The 20514-nt window shown below is 71.9% G+C and carries 15 protein-coding genes; 10 read left to right on the forward strand and 5 right to left on the reverse strand.

Going from position 1 to position 20514, the window contains the following annotated elements:
• Positions 1–7 precede the first annotated feature (7 nt).
• Positions 8–865: a LysR family transcriptional regulator gene (locus tag SPRI_RS20800; protein ID WP_053557168.1), complete on the reverse strand. Its 858-nt coding sequence runs from the start codon at positions 863–865 to the stop codon at positions 8–10.
• A 99-nt stretch (positions 866–964) separates the two neighbouring features.
• Between SPRI_RS20800 and SPRI_RS20805 the strand changes: the two genes are divergently transcribed.
• On the forward strand, positions 965–1942 hold the full coding sequence (locus SPRI_RS20805) for an EamA family transporter (protein WP_050791541.1): 978 nt from the start codon (positions 965–967) through the stop codon (positions 1940–1942).
• Positions 1943–1994: 52 nt separating this feature from the next.
• Here the strand turns inward: SPRI_RS20805 and SPRI_RS20810 are convergent, their stop codons facing one another.
• Both SPRI_RS20810 and SPRI_RS20815 read right to left on the reverse strand, forming a co-directional pair.
• Positions 1995–3827: a Dyp-type peroxidase gene (locus SPRI_RS20810; protein ID WP_063805354.1), complete on the reverse strand. Its 1833-nt coding sequence runs from the start codon at positions 3825–3827 to the stop codon at positions 1995–1997.
• Positions 3828–3877: 50 nt separating this feature from the next.
• Complete coding sequence (locus SPRI_RS20815) at positions 3878–5755, reverse strand: glyoxal oxidase (protein WP_005315989.1); 1878 nt, start codon at positions 5753–5755, stop codon at positions 3878–3880.
• A 418-nt stretch (positions 5756–6173) separates the two neighbouring features.
• Between SPRI_RS20815 and SPRI_RS20820 the strand changes: the two genes are divergently transcribed.
• Genes SPRI_RS20820 through SPRI_RS20855 form a run of 8 tightly spaced genes read left to right on the forward strand, consistent with a single transcriptional unit; the run spans position 6174 to position 16403 of the window.
• Positions 6174–6980, forward strand: coding sequence for a TIGR03084 family metal-binding protein (locus SPRI_RS20820; RefSeq protein WP_005315991.1), 807 nt, complete (start codon positions 6174–6176; stop codon positions 6978–6980).
• On the forward strand, positions 6977–8686 hold the full coding sequence (locus SPRI_RS20825) for an acyclic terpene utilization AtuA family protein (protein WP_238996238.1): 1710 nt from the start codon (positions 6977–6979) through the stop codon (positions 8684–8686). Before SPRI_RS20820 ends, SPRI_RS20825 begins: the two co-directional genes overlap by 4 nt.
• On the forward strand, positions 8683–10281 hold the full coding sequence (locus SPRI_RS20830) for an acyl-CoA carboxylase subunit beta (protein WP_005316006.1): 1599 nt from the start codon (positions 8683–8685) through the stop codon (positions 10279–10281). Before SPRI_RS20825 ends, SPRI_RS20830 begins: the two co-directional genes overlap by 4 nt.
• 10 nt (positions 10282–10291) lie before the next feature.
• Positions 10292–12304 carry an acetyl/propionyl/methylcrotonyl-CoA carboxylase subunit alpha gene (locus SPRI_RS20835; protein WP_053557169.1) on the forward strand — a complete coding sequence of 671 codons (2013 nt, stop codon included), beginning with the start codon at positions 10292–10294 and terminating at the stop codon, positions 12302–12304.
• Entirely contained in the window at positions 12301–13458 is a 1158-nt protein-coding gene (locus SPRI_RS20840) for an acyl-CoA dehydrogenase family protein (protein ID WP_037774388.1), read from the forward strand. Before SPRI_RS20835 ends, SPRI_RS20840 begins: the two co-directional genes overlap by 4 nt.
• Before the next feature lie 42 nt (positions 13459–13500).
• Entirely contained in the window at positions 13501–15087 is a 1587-nt protein-coding gene (locus tag SPRI_RS20845; RefSeq protein ID WP_005316036.1) for a 4-coumarate--CoA ligase family protein, read from the forward strand.
• Positions 15088–15090: 3 nt separating this feature from the next.
• Complete coding sequence (locus SPRI_RS20850) at positions 15091–15822, forward strand: enoyl-CoA hydratase family protein (RefSeq protein ID WP_005316039.1); 732 nt, start codon at positions 15091–15093, stop codon at positions 15820–15822.
• Complete coding sequence (locus SPRI_RS20855) at positions 15810–16403, forward strand: TetR/AcrR family transcriptional regulator (protein ID WP_005316040.1); 594 nt, start codon at positions 15810–15812, stop codon at positions 16401–16403. The genes SPRI_RS20850 and SPRI_RS20855 overlap by 13 nt, the downstream gene beginning before the upstream one ends.
• Before the next feature lie 60 nt (positions 16404–16463).
• Here the strand turns inward: SPRI_RS20855 and SPRI_RS20860 are convergent, their stop codons facing one another.
• Positions 16464–17564: a citrate synthase 2 gene (locus SPRI_RS20860; RefSeq protein WP_037774392.1), complete on the reverse strand. Its 1101-nt coding sequence runs from the start codon at positions 17562–17564 to the stop codon at positions 16464–16466.
• A gap of 413 nt (positions 17565–17977) precedes the next feature.
• On the opposite strand from SPRI_RS20860, the gene pdxH reads away from it, so the two are divergent.
• Complete coding sequence (gene pdxH, locus SPRI_RS20865; protein ID WP_037776644.1) at positions 17978–18601, forward strand: pyridoxamine 5'-phosphate oxidase; 624 nt, start codon at positions 17978–17980, stop codon at positions 18599–18601.
• 254 nt (positions 18602–18855) lie between these two features.
• Here pdxH and iscB read toward each other — a convergent pair whose 3' ends face one another.
• Positions 18856–20478, reverse strand: a complete 1623-nt coding sequence (gene iscB / locus SPRI_RS20870; protein ID WP_037774394.1) for an RNA-guided endonuclease IscB — start codon at positions 20476–20478, stop codon at positions 18856–18858.
• Between the last annotated feature and the right edge of the window lie 36 nt (positions 20479–20514).

The raw sequence follows: 20514 nt of genomic DNA on the forward strand, positions 1-20514 counted from the left end.
GACCTCCTCAGCGCGGCCGGGCCACCGCTCTGGCCAGTGCGAGGAGTTGACGCACGGCGGGGTGGGGCGAGGCGCTGCGCCAGGCGAGCAGCACCGGCACCCGCGGGGCGTCGGACAGGGGCAGGTACGTCACCCCGCCGTGCGCGTGCATCTGGGCGGTGGAGGCGGCCGACGCGCCCACACCGCGCCCCGCGGCGATCGCGGTGAGCCAGTCGTCCGTGTTGGCGACCGTGATCGTCGCCGTGGGCCGGGTCCTTGGCGGCCACAGGTCCAGGGTGGTCAGGCCGGACACCGTGTTCAGCACGACCGGGCCGGCCGCGAGGTCCGCCAGGGTCAGCGAGGCCCGCGCCGCGCGCGGGTCGTCCGACGGCACGGCGGCCACCCGGGGCTCCGTGAACAGCAGCTCGGTGGCCAGACCGGGGGTGTCCACCGGGCCGCGCAGGACGGCGGCGTCGACCTCCCCGCGGACGAGTCCCGCCGTACGGTCGTCGACCCGCAGCAGTTCGAGGGGGATGTCCGGGTGCTCGCGCTCCCACCGGCGCAGCAGCGGGGTCGTGTACGGCCCGAGGGCCGACCAGGCGTGCCCGAGCCGCAGGGGCCGGTGCGGGAGGCTGCGGGTGCCGAGTGCGTCGTCGAAGGCGGCGACGGCCGCGGCGGCCTTGTCACGGAAGGCGATCCCCTCCGCGGTCAGGGCGACATGGTGCGTGGAGCGGTCCACCAGCCGGACGCCCACGTACTGCTCGAGGGAGGCGAGGGCGCGGGAGACGCTGGGCTGGGTGAGGCCGAGCCGGGCCGCCGCCCTGGTCACGCTGGACTCCTCGGCGACGGCGAGGAAGCAGCGGAGATGACGCAGCTCGATGCTCATACGCCCGGAGCATAACCGCAGCGGGAAACGTATTTCACGCGCGACGCCACGGTCCGTAGCGTGGGGAGGAAGGGACGGGCGAGGTTTCAGGAGGCCGGGGTGAAGGACGCGCAGTCCGCGGGCACGGGCACAGGGCCGCAGGCGGGTGCCGCCGCGGTGGTGCTGCCGGAGGCGGCGGGCGCGGCGGCGGGGGGCACGGGGGTGTCACCGCCGGCCGGTGCCCGGCGTTCCCTCGGCCCCGTGGCGCTCGTGGTGGCGGGCGGCCTGTCCGTGCAGTTCGGGGCCGCCGTCGCCGTGCTGCTGATGCCCCGGGCCGGCGCGCTCGGCGTCGTCACGCTCCGGCTCGTGCTCGCGGCGCTCGTGCTGTTCGTGGTCTGCCGGCCGCGGCTGCGCGGGCACTCCCGCGCCGACTGGGCCACCGTGATCACGTTCGGCGCCGCCATGGGCGGGATGAACATGCTCTTCTACCAGGCCGTGGACCGGATCCCGCTCGGCGCGGCGGTCACGCTCGAGGTCCTGGGGCCGCTCGCCCTCTCCGTGATCGCGTCCAGACGGCTGGTGAACCTGCTCTGGGCCGCCCTGGCGCTCGCCGGCGTGGTCCTGCTGGGCGGGGGCGGTTTCGACCGGCTCGACCCCGTCGGCGCGGCGTTCGCCCTGGCGGCGGGCGGTATGTGGGCGGCGTACATCATCTTCAGCGCCCGCACGGGCCGGCGCTTCCCGCAGGCGGACGGGCTGGCGCTGGCGATGGGCTTCGGCGCGCTGCTGAGCCTGCCGTTCGGTCTGGCGGAGGCGGGGTCGCGGCTGTTCGTGCCCTCGACGCTGGGGCTGGGCCTGGCGGTGGCGCTGATGTCGTCGGTCCTGCCGTACACCCTGGAGCTGCTGGCGCTGCGCAGGCTGCCCGCGGCTACGTTCGCGGTGCTGATGAGCCTGGAGCCGGCGATCGCCGCGGCGGCCGGGTTCCTCCTGCTGAGCCAGGCGCTCTCACCGTCCGAGGGGCTGGCGATCGTGCTGGTCGTGGTGGCGAGCATGGGCGCGGTACGGACGCAGGCGGCCGGGAAACGGGCGCCGGCGGGATGAGGCGCCGGCACGGCCCCGCCGACGCTGTCGGCGGGGCCGTGCCGGCAGGGCGTCAGTGCCGGCTCTTGGTGTGCCAGACCGGTGCGCCCTTGCTGTTGTAGATCACCACATTGCCGTCGGCCTGGACCGAGAGGACGGCGCCGGGGTTGCCGTCGGTGGCGGAGGCCCACACCGGCTGGTTGTCCGGCGTGTAGATCACGAAGTTGCCGTCCTCCTGGAAGACGGCACGGGCACCCGGGGTGGCCGGGTTGTTGGAGGCCCAGCGCGGGTCGTCGTTCTCGTCGAAGACCACCAGCTTCCCGTCGTCCTGGAGCAGCAGCTTCGCCCGGCCCGCGTCGACGATGTCGCCGATGTCGAACGTGGAGACGGCGGAGATCTCGTGGTTGCCCTCCTCGGTGACCCGGACCTTGATCTTCGGGGCGTCGTCGGAGAGCTTCCCGTCCGCGAGCCGGTCGAGCGTCGACAGCGACGGCGTGAACGCGTACACCGCGCCCTCGGTCCGTACGAACTGCTCGAAGCGCACCTGCTGTCCCTTGAACGAGACGTCGGTGGTCACGCCGATCATGGGATCGGCGCCGACTCTCGGGTCACGGTCCGGGAACTTGGTGTCGATCACCCAGTCCTTCTGGATGAACTCGAACTGCCGCACAAGATCGGCCTGGTAGCTGACGAAGACCAGGCCGCGGGCGGCGTCGGGGCCGTGGCCGGCCGAACCCGCGGGATCGAAGGGCAGGCCGAAGGGGATGCCGCGGCGCATGATGCGCCGGCCGTCCAGGCCGCCCTTCTCCGGGACGGGCTTGTCGCCCTTCTTCAGTGCGAGGCCGTCCCGGGGGTTGGTCTTGCGCAGGTGGGAGAAGAGCGGGGTGGTCTCCCCCTCCAGGTCGTCCGCGAAGCTGATGTCGTTGTCGTTCCCGCAGTCCGGATCGAAGGAGACGTCGGCGTGCGGGCACTTCGCCACGGGCGTACCCGAACGCCAGCGCCCGACCAGCCGGGCCGCCAGCCACTCCGCGGTCGCCTCCGGCGGCACCGCCTTGGCGTTCTTCAGCTCCTTCAGCCGCGCCCCGATCTGTGCCCACCAGCTCGGCACGTCCTGACCGAGCCGGCGCACCACGTGGAACGAGCCGTTCCTCGTCCACTCCGGCAGGCCGGACGGCGTGCCGCTGACGGTCTGCTCGCCGATGACGAACTCACCCGCGGGGATGATCCGGGTGCCGGGGCTGCCCTTCTTCCACTCGGGCCTCTTCGGGTCGGGCTCGTCGAAGCCCTGGACGGCGGGCTCGCTGACGCCGTCCTTGAAGCCGAAGTGCTCCTTGCCCCTGCGGTCGCCCGTCAGGGTTGCGCCGTCCTGCTCGAAGACGATCACCACCTTGTGGACGGAGGCCTCCTGCCGCTCCTGCGCGATCGCCGCCCGCAGGTCCTCCACCTTGTCGGCCGCGATGGTGAGCACCGCGTGGACGGGCTGGGCGTTGCTGTCGCCGAAGAGCCAGTTCTCCGGCGAGTTGTCGCCCGTGTCCCCGAGCATCCCGGCCCGCATCGCGGAGCCCTGTTTGAAGGCGTGCTCCGTGGTGCCCTCGGTGGTCTTCGGGAACGGGTCCTTGCCCGTCAGCGTGCGGATGCCGCCGTGGGTGAAGCTGACGCTGCGCCATACGGCGTTGAGCGCCTTCGGGTCGTCGCCGCCGGTGTTGCGGCGGGCCGCGCTGAAGGCCGCGTTGAACGCCGCGACCTGCCGGGTCGTGGCGATACGCGGTTTCAGCCGGCGCAGCCAGGTGCGCGCCCGCGTGGCGTCGTCGAACTTCAGGAACAGCAGCTGTACATGGTCCTTCTTGAAGCCGGCGAGCACATCGCCCTGGATCTCGGTGCTCTCCCGCAGTGCCAGATCCGTCATCCTGTGCCTCCCATTCCTTCCGTGGTTCGCGTCGGGTCCCGGCCGGTGCCTCAGCCGCCGGCCGGCGGGCCGAAGGAGACGAACTTGGCCGTGCTGGGCACGCCCTCCTCGTTGAGGAGGAAGAGCATGTAGTAGCCGGGAGGAGCGGCCTGCGCCGAGGGCGGCGCCTGGAGCTCCAGAGCGCCGTCACCGCGGCTCTTGATCCGGACGTCGAGGTGGCGCTGGCTGAAGTTGACCGAGTGGGTGGCCGTGGTGGGCGCCAGCAGGACGGCCCGCCGGACCTCGTCCGGATTCGAGCTGAGCACCCTGAACCGGTCGTCGTAGCCGATCGTGCGCCGCGGCACGGCGGACAGGTCGGGGCGGTCGCCGTTGTGCAGATAGGCCGGCTCGTAGATCTCGATGGAGCCGTCCATGTCGTCCTGGATGTCGGGGTCGTTGGCGATCTGCTGCGCCTCGTCGCCGGTGACCATGATCCGGCCGTCGGGCAGCACGACGGCGTTGGAGTGGTAGCCGCGCGGCAGCCGCTGGGCGGGCCCGAGCTTCCAGTTGCCGTCCGTGTCGCGCATCTCGGTCTGCCGGTACTTCAGGTCGGCGTTGGGGTTGTAGAGGCCGTTGCCGTAGTCCCTGATGTCGTAGGAACCGTTGACGGTGAACAGCGTGCCGTCGGGGAGGATCAGGGTGTCGTCCTGGGTGCGGCCGAAGGCGCGGGGCTCGTTGGTTTTCCACCGGCCGCCGACGAGCTGGTACGTGTTCGGGTCGTCCCGGTTGCCGCCGAGGACCAGCACGGAGTCGGGGCCCCTGAAGCCGGCAGGCAGGGGTACGGCGGAGCCGTAGTTGCGCATGAAGCCGTCGGGCCGGTCGGCGAGGCTCGTCCGGGTCTCGGTGACGGGGTCGAAGAGCCACTGCTGGTCGTGGTCCCGGCCGAGCCCGTAGATCTTGCCGTCGCGCAGGGAGAACAGGTGCGGGTAGTCGTGCCGGTAGGGGGCCTCCGCCTTGAAGACGTCCACCGGCACGTTCTCGGGGACGTCGGACCTGCTGGTCGGGACGTTGTGGGACAGCGCGGGGAAGCGCTCCACGATCGGGGTGGGCGTCGCCCAGCCGAGTTCCGACTGCCCGGACATGATGAGGATCCGCCCGTCGGCGCCGGTGACGGCGCTCGGGTACCAGCGTCCGACGGACATCTCCTGGTTGAGCGACCACGACTCGGTCCACGGGTCGAAGACGAGGGAGAGCTTGGCGCCCGAGCCGTGGTTGCCGCCGAGGTTGCCGCCGAAGACGCCGAGCATCCCGTTGGGCAGGAAGGCGTGGCCGGCGCAGAAGAAGGGCGCGGGACGCGGTTCGTTCTTGCCGTCCGGCATCATGACGGTGGGCGGCGTGACCTTCGTGAACGCTTGTGTGCCGCTGCCCTTTTGCGGGTCCCACAGGTAGGCCCGGCCCGCGTTCTCCTTGCCGATGACCTGGGTGGGCGCCGTCTCCTTCGTCGGATTGGTCTCGATCCGCTCGAAGGAGAACAACAGCACCTTTCCGGTGGGGAGTTGGGCGATGTGTACGCCGAAGTCGGGAGAGGGGAAGTACTCCTTGAACGCCCCGTACTCCCGTGCGGCGAACGTGGCGTTCTGCGTGGCCTGGGACCTGGTGAGCGACTCGAGGCGGGCCGTGCGCGTGGGCTGCGGGTAGTCGCCCGCGTCCTCCGCGCGCAGTCGCGCCTGTGCGTGCCGCTCCGCGTGCTCCTGGCCGAGTACGGCGGCCTCCGCCTTGTCCACGGTGACCTTCCGGCCGCGGTCGGGTCCGGCGTCGCGGGTCATGGAACGGGGTTCCGGGGCGCCGCCGTGGGCTGCCGCAGGGAGTGCGGCGGCGAGAGGGGCGCCGGTCAGGGCGGAGATGACGGCGCAGGCGGAGAGCAGCCTGGACAGTCGTGGTCGTGACATGGGACTCCTCGTGGCGTGCCGGTCCTGCGCGCATGCGTGACGGCCCCGCGGATCGGGGTGGCATATGCACGCGGAATAGACCGGACATAACTGTCTGTGGCATATGAACACAGAGAGTGAGCGAACTCAACGGAGCGGATCAACGTGTCGACCGGCGGGCGGGACGTGCCGGCCGGAACGGGGGAGAGGTGGTCGGTTCACACGTTGAGGGGGCGCCGCCGTCGCTCGCAACGGGCCACCGGTCGAACCACCCTTAGGGTTCAAAGAGAATCAATTCTGCGGCGCCGTGCGGTTTGACCTGCGGCGGAAGCGTGTCGGGCCGGGCGGCCGGCAACAATGAAAGCAAGCATGCTTGCTTGTTTCCATGGGCGCTGCCATGCTCCGGGGCACAGACCGTCGTCCCACAGGGGAGCGTTCCGTGTCCGACCCGGCCGTCGTACTCGACGACTTGCGCAGCGAAAGCGAAGAACTCGACCAGCTGGTCAGAGAGCTGGATCCCGGGAGGTGGGCGGCCCCCACCCCCGCACCCGGCTGGAGCGTCGCCCATCAGATCGCCCACCTCGCCTGGACCGACGCGGCCGCGTTGACGGCCGTCACGGACCCCGACGGCTTCGCCGCGGAAGTGGAGAAGGCGCTGGCCGCGCCCCACTCCTTCGTGGACGACGGCGCGCAGGCCGGCGCCGCCCTGCCGCCCGGCGAACTGCTCGCCCGCTGGCGGGCAGGCCGCGAGACGCTCCTTCAGGCCCTCCGCTCGGCCCCCGCCGGGAGGCGCTTCCCCTGGTACGGGCCACCGATGAGCGCCGCGTCGATGGCGACCGCACGGCTCATGGAGACCTGGGCGCACGGCCAGGACATCGCCGACGCGCTCGGCGTCGTACGGCAGCCCACCGCGCGTCTCGCACAGGTGGCCCGGCTCGGCGTCCGCACCCGGGACTTCGCGTTCGGCGTGCACGGGCTGACCCCGCCCGCCGAGCCGTTCCGCGTCGAACTGACCGGCCCCGGCGGCGAGTCGTGGACCTACGGCCCCGAGGAGGCGGCGCAGCGCGTGACCGGCCCCGCGCTCGACTTCTGCCTGCTGGTGACCCAGCGGGCGCACCGCGACGACCTGGCCCTGCGGGCCGAAGGCGCCGACGCCGACCGCTGGCTGGACATCGCCCAGGCCTTCGCGGGCCCGCCGGGCAGCGGACGGGAGCCAGGCGGCGAGCCGGAAGGCGGCCGGCAGTGACCGGCCCCGAGGCCGCGAAGAGCGCCCGGGTGCTCCGCGTCGGCAACGCGTCCGGCTTCTACGGCGACCGCTTCGACGCCGTGCGGGAGATGCTCACCGGCGGGCCGCTGGACGTGCTCACCGGGGACTACCTCGCCGAACTCACCATGCTCATCCTCGGCCGCGACCGGCTCAGGGACCCGGGACTCGGCTACGCCAGGACCTTCCTGCGACAGCTCGAGGAAACCCTCGGCCTCGCCCACGACAAGGGCGTCCGCATCGTCGCCAACGCCGGCGGACTCAACCCCGCCGGCCTCGCCGACGCCGTCCGCGCCCTCGCCGGCCGCCTCGGCGTCCCCGTGAACGTCGCCCACGTCGAGGGCGACGACCTCACCGCCCGCTACCCCGGGGCGCTCACCGCCAACGCCTACCTCGGCGGGGGAGGGATCGCCGCCTGTCTGCGCGCGGGGGCCGACATCGTCGTCACCGGACGCGTCACCGACGCGGCCCTCGTCACCGGCCCCGCCGCCGCCCACTTCGGCTGGGGCCCCGACGACCTGGACGCCCTCGCCGGCGCCGTCGTCGCCGGGCACGTCCTCGAATGCGGCACCCAGGCCACCGGCGGCAACTACGCGTTCTTCGCGCGGGACGGCCACGATGTCCGCCGGCCGGGCTTCCCCGTCGCCGAGATCCACCCCGACGGCACCTCCGTCATCACCAAGCACGACGGCACCGGCGGCCTCGTGGACACCGGCACCGTCACCGCCCAACTGCTGTACGAGACCGGCGGCGCCCGGTACGCGGGCCCCGACGTCACCGCCCGGCTCGACACCGTCCGCCTCGAGCAGGACGGCCCCGACCGGGTGCGGATCTCCGGAGTGCGCGGCGAGGCGCCGCCGCCCACGCTCAAGGTCGGGCTGAACCGCCTCGGCGGCTGGCGCAACGAGGTCGTGTTCGTACTGACCGGCCTCGACATCGACGCCAAGGCCCGCCTCGTACGCGAACAGTTGGAGGACGCGCTCGGCAAGCAGCCTCCCGCCGAGGTGCGCTGGGAGCTCGCCCGCACCGAGAGCGCCGATCCCGACACCGAGGAGCGTGCCGCCGCGTACCTGCGGCTCGTCGTCCGCGACCCCGACGCGGAACGCGTCGGCCGCGCCGTGAGCAGCGCCGCGATCGAGCTCGCGCTCGGCAGCTACCCCGGATTCCATGTGACCGCCCCGCCAGGCAAGGGCGCGCCGTACGGCGTCTTCGAGGCCGCGTACACCGAGGCGGGCACCGTCCCGCACACCGCCGTCCTGCACGACGGCGAGCGCGTCGCCGTCCCCCACCCGCGGGTCACCCGGGAGCTCACCGACGCCGGGCCCGGCGCGCTGCCGGAACCGCTGCCGCACGGTCCCACCCGCCGCGCCCCGCTCGGGCTCGTGGCGGGCGCCCGCAGCGGCGACAAGGGCGGCGACGCCAACATCGGCGTATGGGCCCCCACCGACGACGCCTGGCGCTGGCTCGCCCACGAACTCACCGTCGAACGGCTGCGGGCGCTGCTCCCCGAGACCGCCGAACTGCCCGTCGTACGGCACGTACTGCCCCATCTGCGCGCCCTCAACTTCACCGTCGCCGGGATCCTCGGCGAAGGAGTCGCCGCGCAGGCCCGCTTCGACCCACAGGGCAAGGCGCTCGGCGAGTGGCTGCGCGCCCGGCACGTCGACATCCCGGAGGCTCTGCTGTGACCGTTCTCGCCTCGGCCGTCGATGTGACCGGCCCCGAACACACCGCCCACCGGACCGCGATGCTCGCCCGGCTCGCCCAACTCGACGCCGAGCACGCCAAGGCGCTCGCCGGCGGCGGCGAGAAGTACGTGGCCCGGCACCGCGGCCGCGGCAAACTGCTCGCCCGCGAACGCATCGAACTGCTGCTGGACCCGGACACTCCCTTCCTGGAGCTGTCCCCGCTCGCGGCGTGGGGCAGCGACTACCCGGTGGGCGCCTCGATCGTGACCGGCATCGGGACGGTGGAGGGCGTCGAGTGCCTGATCACCGCCAACGACCCGACCGTACGCGGCGGCGCCTCCAACCCCTGGACCCTCAAGAAGGCGCTGCGCGCCAACGAGATCGCCTTCGCCAACCGGCTGCCGGTGATCTCGCTCGTCGAGTCCGGCGGCGCGGACCTGCCGTCCCAGAAGGAGATCTTCATCCCCGGCGGGGCCCTGTTCCGCGACCTCACCCGGCTGTCGGCGGCCGGCATCCCCACGATCGCCGTCGTCTTCGGCAACTCGACCGCCGGCGGCGCCTATGTGCCCGGCATGTCCGACCACACCATCATGATCAAGGACCGGTCGAAGGTCTTCCTCGGCGGCCCGCCGCTGGTGAAGATGGCGACGGGCGAGGAGAGCGACGACGAGTCGCTCGGCGGCGCCGAGATGCACGCCCGCACCTCCGGCCTCGCCGACCACTTCGCCCTCGACGAGCCGGACGCGCTGCGCCAGGCCCGGCGGATCGTCGCCCGCCTCAACCACCGCAAGGCGCACGCCGACCCGGGCCCGGCGGAACCGCCCAAGTACGCGGCCGAGGAACTGATCGGGATCGTGCCCGAGGACCTGAAGACCCCCTTCGACCCGCGCGAGGTCGTCGCCCGGATCGTCGACGGCTCCGACTTCGACGAATTCAAACCGCTGTACGGGCCGAGCCTGGTGACCGGCTGGGCACGGCTGCACGGCTACCCGGTCGGGGTGCTGGCCAACGCCCAGGGCGTGCTGTTCTCCGCCGAGTCCCAGAAGGCCGCGCAGTTCATCCAGCTCGCCAACCAGCGCGACGTACCGCTGGTGTTCCTGCACAACACCACCGGCTACATGGTCGGCAAGGAGTACGAGCAGGGCGGCATCATCAAGCACGGCGCCATGATGATCAACGCGGTCTCCAACAGCCGGGTCCCGCACCTGTCCGTACTCATCGGCGCCTCCTACGGCGCCGGGCACTACGGCATGTGCGGCAGGGCATACGACCCGAGGTTCCTGTTCGCCTGGCCCAGCGCCAAGTCCGCGGTCATGGGCCCCCAGCAGCTCGCCGGTGTGCTGTCCATCGTCGCCCGGGCGTCCGCCGCGGCGAAGGGGCAGCCCTACGACGACGAGGCGGACGCGGGCCTGCGCGCCATGGTCGAGCAGCAGATCGAGGCGGAGTCGCTGCCGATGTTCCTGTCCGGGCGGCTCTACGACGACGGGGTCATCGACCCGCGCGACACCCGGACGGTGCTCGGTCTGTGCCTGTCCGCCATCCACACGGCACCGGTCGAAGGCGCGCGCGGCGGCTTCGGCGTCTTCCGGATGTGAGGACCCTCCTGTGATTTCCACTGTCCTGGTCGCGGGCCGCGGCGAGATCGCCTGCCGTGTCTTCCGCACCTGCCGCCGGCTCGGCATCTCGACCGTCGCCGTCCACTCCGACGCGGACGCCACCGCCCTCCATGTGCGGGAGGCGGACGCGGCGGTGCGGCTGCCCGGCGACACACCGGCCGAGACCTATCTGCGGGGCGAGGCGATCGTCGAAGCGGCTCTGGCGGCGGGCGCCGACGCCGTCCACCCCGGCTACGGATTCCTCTCGGAGAACGCGGACTTCGCGCGGGCCGTGGCGGACGCCGGGCTCGTCTGGATCGGCCCGCCAGCCGACGCCATCGAGGCGATGGCGTCCAAGACCCGCGCCAAGCAGCTCATGGGCCTCACCTCCCTGGACCCCGACTCGCTCACCGAGGACGACCTTCCCGTCCTGGTGAAGGCGGCGGCGGGCGGCGGCGGCCGGGGGATGCGCGTGGTCCGCTCGCTCGCCTCGCTCCCGGCGGAGCTCGCGGCGGCCCGCTCGGAAGCGGCATCGGCCTTCGGCGACGGAGAGGTCTTCGTCGAGCCCTACATCGAGGCGGGCCGCCACGTCGAGGTCCAGATCCTCGCCGACGCCCACGGCACCGTATGGGCGCTCGGCACCCGGGACTGCTCGCTGCAGCGCCGCCACCAGAAGGTGATCGAGGAGTCCCCGGCACCGGGCCTCGGCCCCGACCTGGTCGGCACCCTGCACGCACAGGCCGTGGCCGCGGCACGCGCCGTGGACTACCGGGGCGCCGGCACCGTCGAGTTCCTGCTCGCCGAGGACGGCCGCACGCACTTCCTGGAGATGAACACCCGCCTCCAGGTCGAACACCCGGTGACCGAAGCGGTCTTCGGCATGGACCTGGTGGCCCTCCAGATCGCGGTCGCGGAGGGCACTGCCCTGCCGCCGCAGCCGCCCACCGCCGACGGACACGCCGTGGAGGCCCGCCTCTACGCGGAGGACCCGTCCTCCGGCTGGACCCCGCAGGCGGGACGGCTGCACGAGCTGAGCTTCCCCGCGGACGCGGCCCCCGGCGGCCCGGACCCCGCCGGCGACGCACCCCGGGTGCGGGTCGACGCCGGATACGCGGACGGGGACGTCATCGGGGTGCACTACGACCCGATGATCGCCAAGGTGATCGCCTGGGCGCCCACGCGCGCGGAGGCGGTGCGCCGGCTCGCGCACAGCCTCCGCCGGGCACGGGTGCACGGCCCCGTCACCAACCGGGAACTGCTCGTCGCGTCGCTGGAGCACCCCGACTTCACCGGCGGGCTGCTCGACACCGCCTTCTACGAGAGGAACCTGGCCGAGCTCATCCGGCCCGCCCCGGGCGAGGAGCACGCGGCCGTCGCCGCCGCCCTCGCCCACGCGGCCGGCCGCGCGGGCCGGTTCGGCGGCGCCTGGCGCAACCTGCCCTCCACGGACCAGGTCAAGGGCTACGGCGACCACGAGATCCGCTACCGTCCCACCCGGGACGGCGGCTTCGAACTCGTGGACCGGCCCGGCACACGGGTCGTACGGGCCGAGCCGCACCGCGTCACCCTCGAGACCGACGGGGTCGTACGGCACTACGACGTCACCGACCGCGGCGACACCGTGTACGTCGACTCGCCCACCGGGGCGTACGCCCTCACCCCCCGGCCCCGCTTCACCGACCCCCAGGACCGGGCCGAACCCGGATCGCTGCTCGCGCCCATGCCCGGGACCGTCGTCCGGCTCGGGGACGACGTGGTGGAGGGCGCCCGGGTCACCCAGGGACAGCCGCTGGTCTGGCTGGAGGCCATGAAGATGGAGCACAGGATCGTCTCGCCCGCCTCCGGCACGCTCACCGCTCTCCACGCCGTCCCCGGCCGCCAGGTCGAGGTCGGCGCCCTGCTCGCCGTTGTCACGGAGACCGCCGCGGAAGGCGCCGCCGCACCGGTCGCCGACGCCGCCACGGAAAGCGCCACGGAAACCGTCCGCGAAGCCGCCCACGCCCAGGAGGACACCGCGTCATGAACGCCATCGAGACCCAGGAGCACAAGGACCTGCGGGAAGCCGTCGCCGCGCTCGGCCGCCGGCACGGACCCGGCTTCGACCGTGCCACCCTGTGGGAAGAGGCCGGCAAGCTCGGCTACCTCGGCGTGAACCTCCCCGAGGAGTACGGCGGCGGAGGCGGCGGCATCAGCGAGCTGTCCATCGTCCTCGAGGAGTCCGGCGCGGCCGGCTGCCCCCTCCTCATGATGATCGTCTCGCCCGCGATCTGCGCCACCGTCATCGCCCGCTTCGGCACCGACGAGCAGAAGCGGCAGTGGCTCCCCGGCCTCGCCGACGGCAGCCTCACCATGGCCTTCGGCATCACGGAGCCCGACGCGGGATCGAACTCCCACCGCATCACCACCACCGCCCGCCGGGACGGATGGGGGTCCCCCCGGACGAAGTCTGGGGGAGGATGGATACTGACCGGCCGCAAGGTCTTCGTCTCCGGCGTCGACATCGCCGACGCGACCCTGATCGTCGGCCGCACCGAGGACGCCAGGACGGGCAGCCTCAAGCCGTGCCTGTTCATCGTCCCCCGCGACGCGGAGGGCTTCGGCCGGTCCGTGATCGACATGGAACTCCAGGCGCAGGAGAAGCAGTTCGAGCTGGTGCTCGATGACGTACGGCTGCCCGCGGACGCCCTCGTGGGCAACGAGGACGCCGGCCTGCTCCAGCTGTTCGCCGGGCTCAACCCCGAACGCATCATGACCGCCGCGTTCGCCATCGGCATGGGCCGCTACGCCCTCGCACAGGCCGTCGAGTACGCGAAGACCCGCCAGGTCTGGAAGGCGCCCATCGGCGCCCACCAGGCCATCGCCCATCCGCTCGCCCAGGCCCACATCGAACTCGAACTCGCGAAGCTGATGATGCAGAAGGCCGCCGCCCTGTACGACGCCGGCGACGACGTCGGCGCAGGCGAGGCCGCCAACATGGCCAAGTACGCGGCCGGTGAGGCGTGCGTGAAGGCCGTCGACCAGGCGGTCCACACCCTCGGCGGCAACGGACTCACCCGCGAGTACGGTCTCGCGAAGCTCATCGCCGCCGCCCGCGTCGCCCGGATCGCCCCGGTCAGCCGCGAAATGATCCTCAACTACGTGTCCCACCAGTCCCTGGGTCTCCCCAAGTCGTACTGAGAGACGACATTCTGGCCGTCCACACACGCCGAGGGAGCGCACATGGTGTTCCGCAGCAGTTACGCAGATGTCCCGGCAGTCGTCGAACCCATCCACGAGAGCGTGCTCGCCAGAGCCGCCGAGTACGCAGACACCGTCGCCCTCGTCGACGGCGTGAACGGCACCACCGTCACCTACCTGCAACTGGACCTGTTCCACCGGCGGATCGCCGCCGCCCTCGCCGACGCCGGACTCCGCAAGGGCGACGTCCTGGCCCTGCACAGCCCCAACACGGTCGCCTACCCGGCCGTCTTCTACGGGGCCACCCGCGCCGGCGCGGCCGTCACCACCGTCCACCCGCTCGCCACGGCGGAGGAGTTCGCCAAGCAGCTGCGCGACTCCTCCGCCCGCTGGATCGTCACCGTCTCCCCCCTGCTGGAGGTGGCCCGCAGGGCCGCCGAACTCGCCGCGGGGATCGAGGAGATCTTCGTCTGCGACCAGGCGGAGGGGCACGTCAGCGTCCTCGACATGCTCGGCTCCACCGCGCCGGATCCCGACGTCATCATCGACCCGTCGAACGACGTCGCCGCCCTGCCGTACTCGTCGGGCACGACCGGCGTCCCCAAGGGCGTGATGCTCACCCACCGGTCCATCGCCACCAACCTGGCGCAACTCGAACCCGTCGCCCCGGCGGGCCAAGGGCACCGCATCCTCGCCGTCCTGCCCTTCTTCCACATCTATGGGCTCACCGCCCTGATGAACGCCCCGCTCAAGCAGGGCGCGACGGTCGTCGTCCTGCCCCGCTTCGAGCTCGACACCTTCCTCGGCGCGATCCAGGAACACCGCATCAACGGGCTGTACGTCGCCCCGCCCATCGTCCTCGCGCTCGCCAAGCACCCGGCGGTCGCCACCTACGACCTCTCGTCGCTGGAGTACATCCTCAGCGCCGCCGCCCCGCTCGACGCCGCCCTCGCGGAGGCATGCTCGAAACGGCTCGGCCTGCCGCCGGTACGGCAGGCGTACGGGATGACCGAGCTGTCACCCGGCACCCACGTCGTACCGCTCACCGCGGACGACCCCCCGCCCGGCACCGTGGGCCTCCTGCTGCCCGGCACCGAGATGCGCATCCTCGACCTCGACGGCTCCGGCCGGGAACTGGGCGTCGGAGAAGAAGGCGAGATCGCCATCCGCGGCCCCCAGGTGATGAAGGGCTACCTGGGCCGCCCCGACGCCACCGCCGCGATGATCGACGAGGACGGCTGGGTCCACACCGGCGACGTCGGGCGCGTCGACGACGACGGCTGGCTGTTCGTCGTCGACCGGGTCAAGGAACTCATCAAGTACAAGGGCTACCAGGTCGCCCCTGCGGAGCTGGAGGCGCTGCTGCTCACCCACGAGGCGATCGCCGACGCCGCGGTCATCGGCGTCAACGACGACGACGGCAACGAGATCCCGAAGGCGTACGTCGTACGGCAGCCGGGCACCGAACACCTCAAGGAGGAGGACGTCCTCGACTTCGTCGCCGCCCGGGTCTCCCCGTACAAGAAGGTCCGCCGCGTCGAGTTCGTCGGCGCCGTACCCCGCGCCGCCTCCGGCAAGATCCTCCGAAGGGAACTGCGGGCCCGCGAGAACGGTACGAAGGAGCAGTAGCACGTGACCATCGCCACCACCCACGAGCGCGGCATCACCACCCTGACCCTGGACTCGCCGGCCAACCGCAACGCCCTCACGGCGCGGCTCGTCGGCGAACTCACAGAAGCGCTCGGCAAATGCGCCCAGGACGAGGACGTACGCGCCGTCGTGCTCACGCACACCGGCTCCACGTTCAGCGCGGGCGCCGACCTGAAGTCACCGCCCAACCCGTACACCTTCGTCGGCCTGCTCCGGCAGATCGTGACGCTGCCCAAACCGGTGGTGGCCAGGATCACCGGCCATGTACGGGCCGGCGGCCTCGGCCTCGTCGGCGCGTGCGACATCGCCGCCGCCGGCTCGGACTCGGACTTCGCGTTCACCGAAGTGCGCATCGGGGTCGCACCCGCCGTCATCTCCCTGCCGCTGCTGCCCCGCATGGAACCCCGGGCCGCCGGACGCTACTACCTCACCGGGGAGCGCTTCGACGCGGCGGAGGCGGTCCGCACCGGGCTGCTCACCCTGACCGCGGACGACGTGGACACCGCCCTCGCGCCGCTCCTCGACGGGCTGCGCAGAGCCTCCCCCCAGGGGCTGGCGGCATCGAAGGAACTGGTCACGGCTAGGGTGCTGGAGACCTTCGACCGGGACGCGGAGGACCTGGTCCAGCGCTCGGCGTCGCTGTTCGCATCGTCCGAGGCGCGCGAAGGGATGACGGCCTTCCTCGAACGACGGGACCCCACATGGGTGTTGTGACGCCACCGACCGCCAAGGCCCCCAAGCAGGACCGCAGCCGGGCCACCCGGCAGCGGCTGCTGGAGGCCGCGGTGGCGTGCCTGGCCGAGGTCGGCTGGGCGGGCTCCACGGTCACCGTGGTGGCCGAGCGGGCCGGCGTCTCACGCGGGGCCGCACAGCACCACTTCCCGACCCGCGAGGACCTCTTCACAGCCGCCGTCGAATACGTGGCCGAGGAGCGCTCGCAGGCACTGCGGGAGCTCCCGTCCCAGGACCGCGCCGCCGTCGTCGCGGCCCTCGTCGACCTCTACACCGGGCCGCTGTTCCGGGCCGCGCTGCACCTGTGGGTGGCCGCTTCCAACGAGGAGCAGCTGCGCCCACGGGTCACCGAACTCGAGGCGAAGGTCGGCCGCGAGACCCACCGCATCGCCGTGCGCCTGCTGAACGCGGACGAGTCCCGCCCCGGCGTCCGCGAAACCGTCCAGGGCCTGCTGGACATGGCCCGCGGCCTGGGCCTGGCCAACCTGCTCACGGACGACGCGGCCCGCCGGAAACGGGTGGTGGCGCAGTGGGCGGCGCTGGTCGAGGACGCACTCGGCTGAGCACAGGCCGCCGCACGGGGTGCGCACACACCTTCCGCGCGCACCCCACCCGGCCTGCGGTCAGCCGACGATGTCCTCGTAACCCGAGATCTCACGCGGGCTGCGGGCGGACGGACCCACATACCGCGCCGAGGGGCGCACCAGACGGCCCGTGCGCTTCTGCTCCAGGATGTGCGCCGACCAGCCGGCCGTACGGGCACAGGTGAACATCGACGTGAACATGTGCGCCGGGACCTCCGCGAAGTCCAGCATGATCGCGGCCCAGAACTCGACATTGGTCGCCAGCACCCGGTCCGGGCGGCGGTTGTGCAGCTCCTCCAGCGCCGCCTTCTCCAGCGCCTCCGCCACCTCGAAGCGCGGCGCGGCCAGCTCCTTCGCCGTACGGCGCAGCACACGGGCCCGCGGGTCCTCCGCACGGTAGACCCGGTGCCCGAAGCCCATCAGCCGCTCACCCTTGTCCAGGGCACGCTTCACGTACGCCGTCGCGTCGCCGGTCCGCTCGATCTCCTCGATCATGCCGAGCACCCGGGACGGCGCACCGCCGTGCAGCGGCCCGGACATCGCGCCGACCGCACCGGACAGCGCCGCCGCCACGTCCGCGCCGGTGGACGCGATCACCCGGGCCGTGAACGTGGACGCGTTCATGCCGTGCTCCGCGGCCGACGTCCAGTACGCGTCGACGGCCTTGACGTGCCTGGGGTCGGGCTCGCCGCGCCAGCGGATCATGAACCGCTCGACGATGGACTCCGCCTTGTCGATCTCGCTCTGCGGAACCATCGGCAGACCCTGGCCACGGGCACTCTGTGCCACGTACGACAGCGCCATCACGGCCGCCCGCGCCAGGTCGTCACGGGCCTGCGCCTCATCGATGTCCAGCAGCGGTTTCAGACCCCACACAGGGGCGAGCATCGCCAGCGCCGACTGCACGTCGACCCGGATGTCGCCGGAGTGCACCGGGATCGGAAACGGTTCTGCGGGCGGCAGGCCCGGGTTGAAGGCGCCGTCGACGAGCAGCCCCCACACGTTCCCGAAGGAGACGTGCCCGACCAGCTCCTCGATGTCGACGCCCCGGTAGCGGAGCGAGCCGCCCTCCTTGTCCGGTTCGGCGATCTCCGTCTCGAACGCGACGACTCCCTCGAGTCCAGGTACGAAGTCGGACATCAGGCGGCTCCTCAAGACGTGTGCGACAAGACGTGTGACGCAAGGCGGGTGCGGCATACGGCGGCCGACGGGCAGGGTCGGTCACTCCGGTGATGCCCCGTGCGGCCGGTGGTCACCCAACCGCCGGGGAGGCAGGCACGATATCCCCTGGTGTATGGAGGCCACAGTGGCCGGACCCAAGATTTTGGCGGGTCCGGACGATGCGGGGAAGCGTGACATCCGGCACACTGCCCCATTTCCCCCGAGGAGGATTGACGGCACTCCGTGCCGGGCAAACTCCGTCCCTGCGGCAGGATGGCACCGTGACCGACCACGCCGCCGCTCCCGAACCCCGTCCCTCGGACGTGACCGTCGCGGGCCTGCCCGTGCCGCACCCGGCAGAGACGGAACTCGTCGTCCCGGACCCCGCCGTCATGCGCGAGCAGTACCGCTCGACACCGCTCGACGAGGACGCACTGGCCGCAGGCCCCATGGAACAGTTCGCACAGTGGTTCGCGGAGGCCGCCGCGGCCGCCCTGCTGGAGCCCAACGCGATGATCGTCTCGACGGCGACAGCCGACGGCCGGCCCTCCTCGCGCACGGTGCTGCTGAAGCAGTACGACGCCCGCGGCTTCGTCTTCTTCACCAACTACGACTCGCGCAAGGGCCGCGAGATCGCCGCCAACCCGCACGTCTCGCTGCTGTTCCCCTGGCATCCGCTCGAGCGCCAGATCATCGTCACCGGCCGGGCCGCCCGCATCGGCCGCGACGAGACCGCCGCCTACTTCCGCACCCGCCCGCACGGCTCCCAGCTCGGCGCCTGGGCGAGCGACCAGTCCCGGGTGATCTCCTCGCGCGAGGACCTGCTGCGCCGGTACGAGGAGCTGTCCGCCCGCTACCCCGAGGGCGCCCAGGTCCCCGCGCCGGCGCACTGGGGCGGCATCCGGGTCGTGCCCGACGAGGTGGAGTTCTGGCAGGGGCACGAGAACCGCCTCCACGACCGGCTGCGGTACGTCCGCACGGACGGCGGCTGGCGCGTCGAGCGGCTGGCTCCCTGAGCGGGCCGCGGGCCCCTGGAGACGCAGACGACCCGTGGGCCTTGGTCCCTCCGTCCGGACGGAGGAAGCCGGCCGGACTTACCGGCGGCCCACGGGTCGGGTGACTGCTTGGGTTTCGGCAGACGACTGCCGAGGTGCACAGAGTGCGACGGCAGGCGTCAGCCCGCAGTCACCTCGCTTGTCCGGTAAGAAATCACTTCCGGATCACCTCCTTTCTGAGCGTGCCCCTACGCTAAGCAGTCTCCGCGGCCGCATCAACCCTTTTTCCGTAGCTCCTGTCCGAGGCTGTACGCGTAGCCGTCTGCCCTCTGAAGGAGCTGTACGTTCCTGTACGAGACGTTGAAGCGGCCCTGGGCGGTCGTGAGGCTGTGGCGGCCCGTGGACCGGGCGGCGAGCCTCCCCGACCATGTTCCTTTCCAACGGCCTTTCGGAACGGTCGCCCGGACCAGATCGCCGGTGACGAATCCGTAGTGCCTCTTTCGGCGCGGACGCCTGAGACGCGGAAAGCCGAACCTGTCCGGCGTCGTACGGGCGTACACCCCTCTTCCCGCCGCTTTGACGACGAGGATCCGGGCGCAGACACGGACGATGGCGTCGCCGTTCTCGTGGTCCAGCCCTCCGACGGAGAGCGCGTCGAGCGTATGGGTCTTGCCCAGTCCCATGGCCTCGCGATTCCACTTCGTGCGGGCACCGGTCCATGTGTGCACCGGCGGTCCCAGGTGCTCGAGTGCACTGATCAGCCGTCCACGAGTCGCGTTCATCGCCGCCGCATCGTGCAGTGGCACTCCGACGTCGCGGAGGATCCGCTCGAGGCGCTCCGGAGAGCCAGCAAGGAATTCCTCGACAGGGGTCGCGCCCTTGGCCTTGTTGCAGGGGACACATGCGAGTGTCAGGTTCGACAGCCGACTGGACCCGCCGCGACTGCGGGGGCGAATGTGTTCGGCGTTCAGCGGCACGCCCGATGCGCCGCAATAGGCGCAAGACCTTTGCCACCGGACCAGCAGAAGCTCGCGGATCTCGGTCCCGGCGAGCGCGCCCCTGCGGTATTCGATCGCTTCGAGTCCTCGGCCCTCGCTCATCGCGTGTGTGTCGAAGGCCGCGTGCTCCACATGGATCTCTGTGACGGGAGCCAGTCGACGGAGGCGGTCCGTCACGGAGGCCACGGATTCCACCCTGTGTCGTAGGGACGGGGCCAACCAGCCGGCCGAACGGGCCCGGTTCCGGTTTCGCGGGGCTCGGTACCGGCAGTTCGCCGAGCGGCGTCTACGTCGGTAGCCCGCACGCTGTGCCATGGCCCTGCGGATCTGTTCGCCTCTGTGGAGGAGCTCGACCGAGACAAGACCACGCCGCACCGTGGCCGTGCTGCCGCCGACAAGTCTTTCCGCCTTCGTGTCGGTGACAGCGATGCCGGTGGCCTTGGACCCGGGATCGATGCGTAGTTGCACGCCGGCGACTTCCGACTCACCGCGGCCGCGATCCTTGAGCCGGATGGTGAACGGTGCGAGACGCACGACGACAGCCCGGGATCTCCGCAACAATTCACGTGCCCGGGCAGGATGGCACGGCATGAGCGGAACGCCGTCCCGAGCGAGCACGAAGACCCGGCCGGAGCCGGCACCGCCGCTGTACCCACTGCTTTCCATGGGAGCGTCACCGCTCCCGATCTCTGCCTGATCGGCGTGTCGCCGCCGGGACCCGGTGCTGCCGCCGGCGGTCTCCCCTCGCCCATGTTTCCTGCCGGTGCCCCGTTCCGCGACGGGGAGTCCGTGAGCCGTTTCGTCCCTGCTCCCAGGGGTGTCTGCTCCCACGGATTCCAGAGCAGGCTGCTGAGGAAGCACAGCCTGGTGGGTCTGCTCACCTACAGGCAACGTAGTCATCAGATGCACCGTCCTTGATCCTGTGATCGCGATGAC

The sequence above is a fragment of the Streptomyces pristinaespiralis genome (genome assembly GCF_001278075.1).
GTDB lineage: Bacteria > Actinomycetota > Actinomycetes > Streptomycetales > Streptomycetaceae > Streptomyces > Streptomyces pristinaespiralis.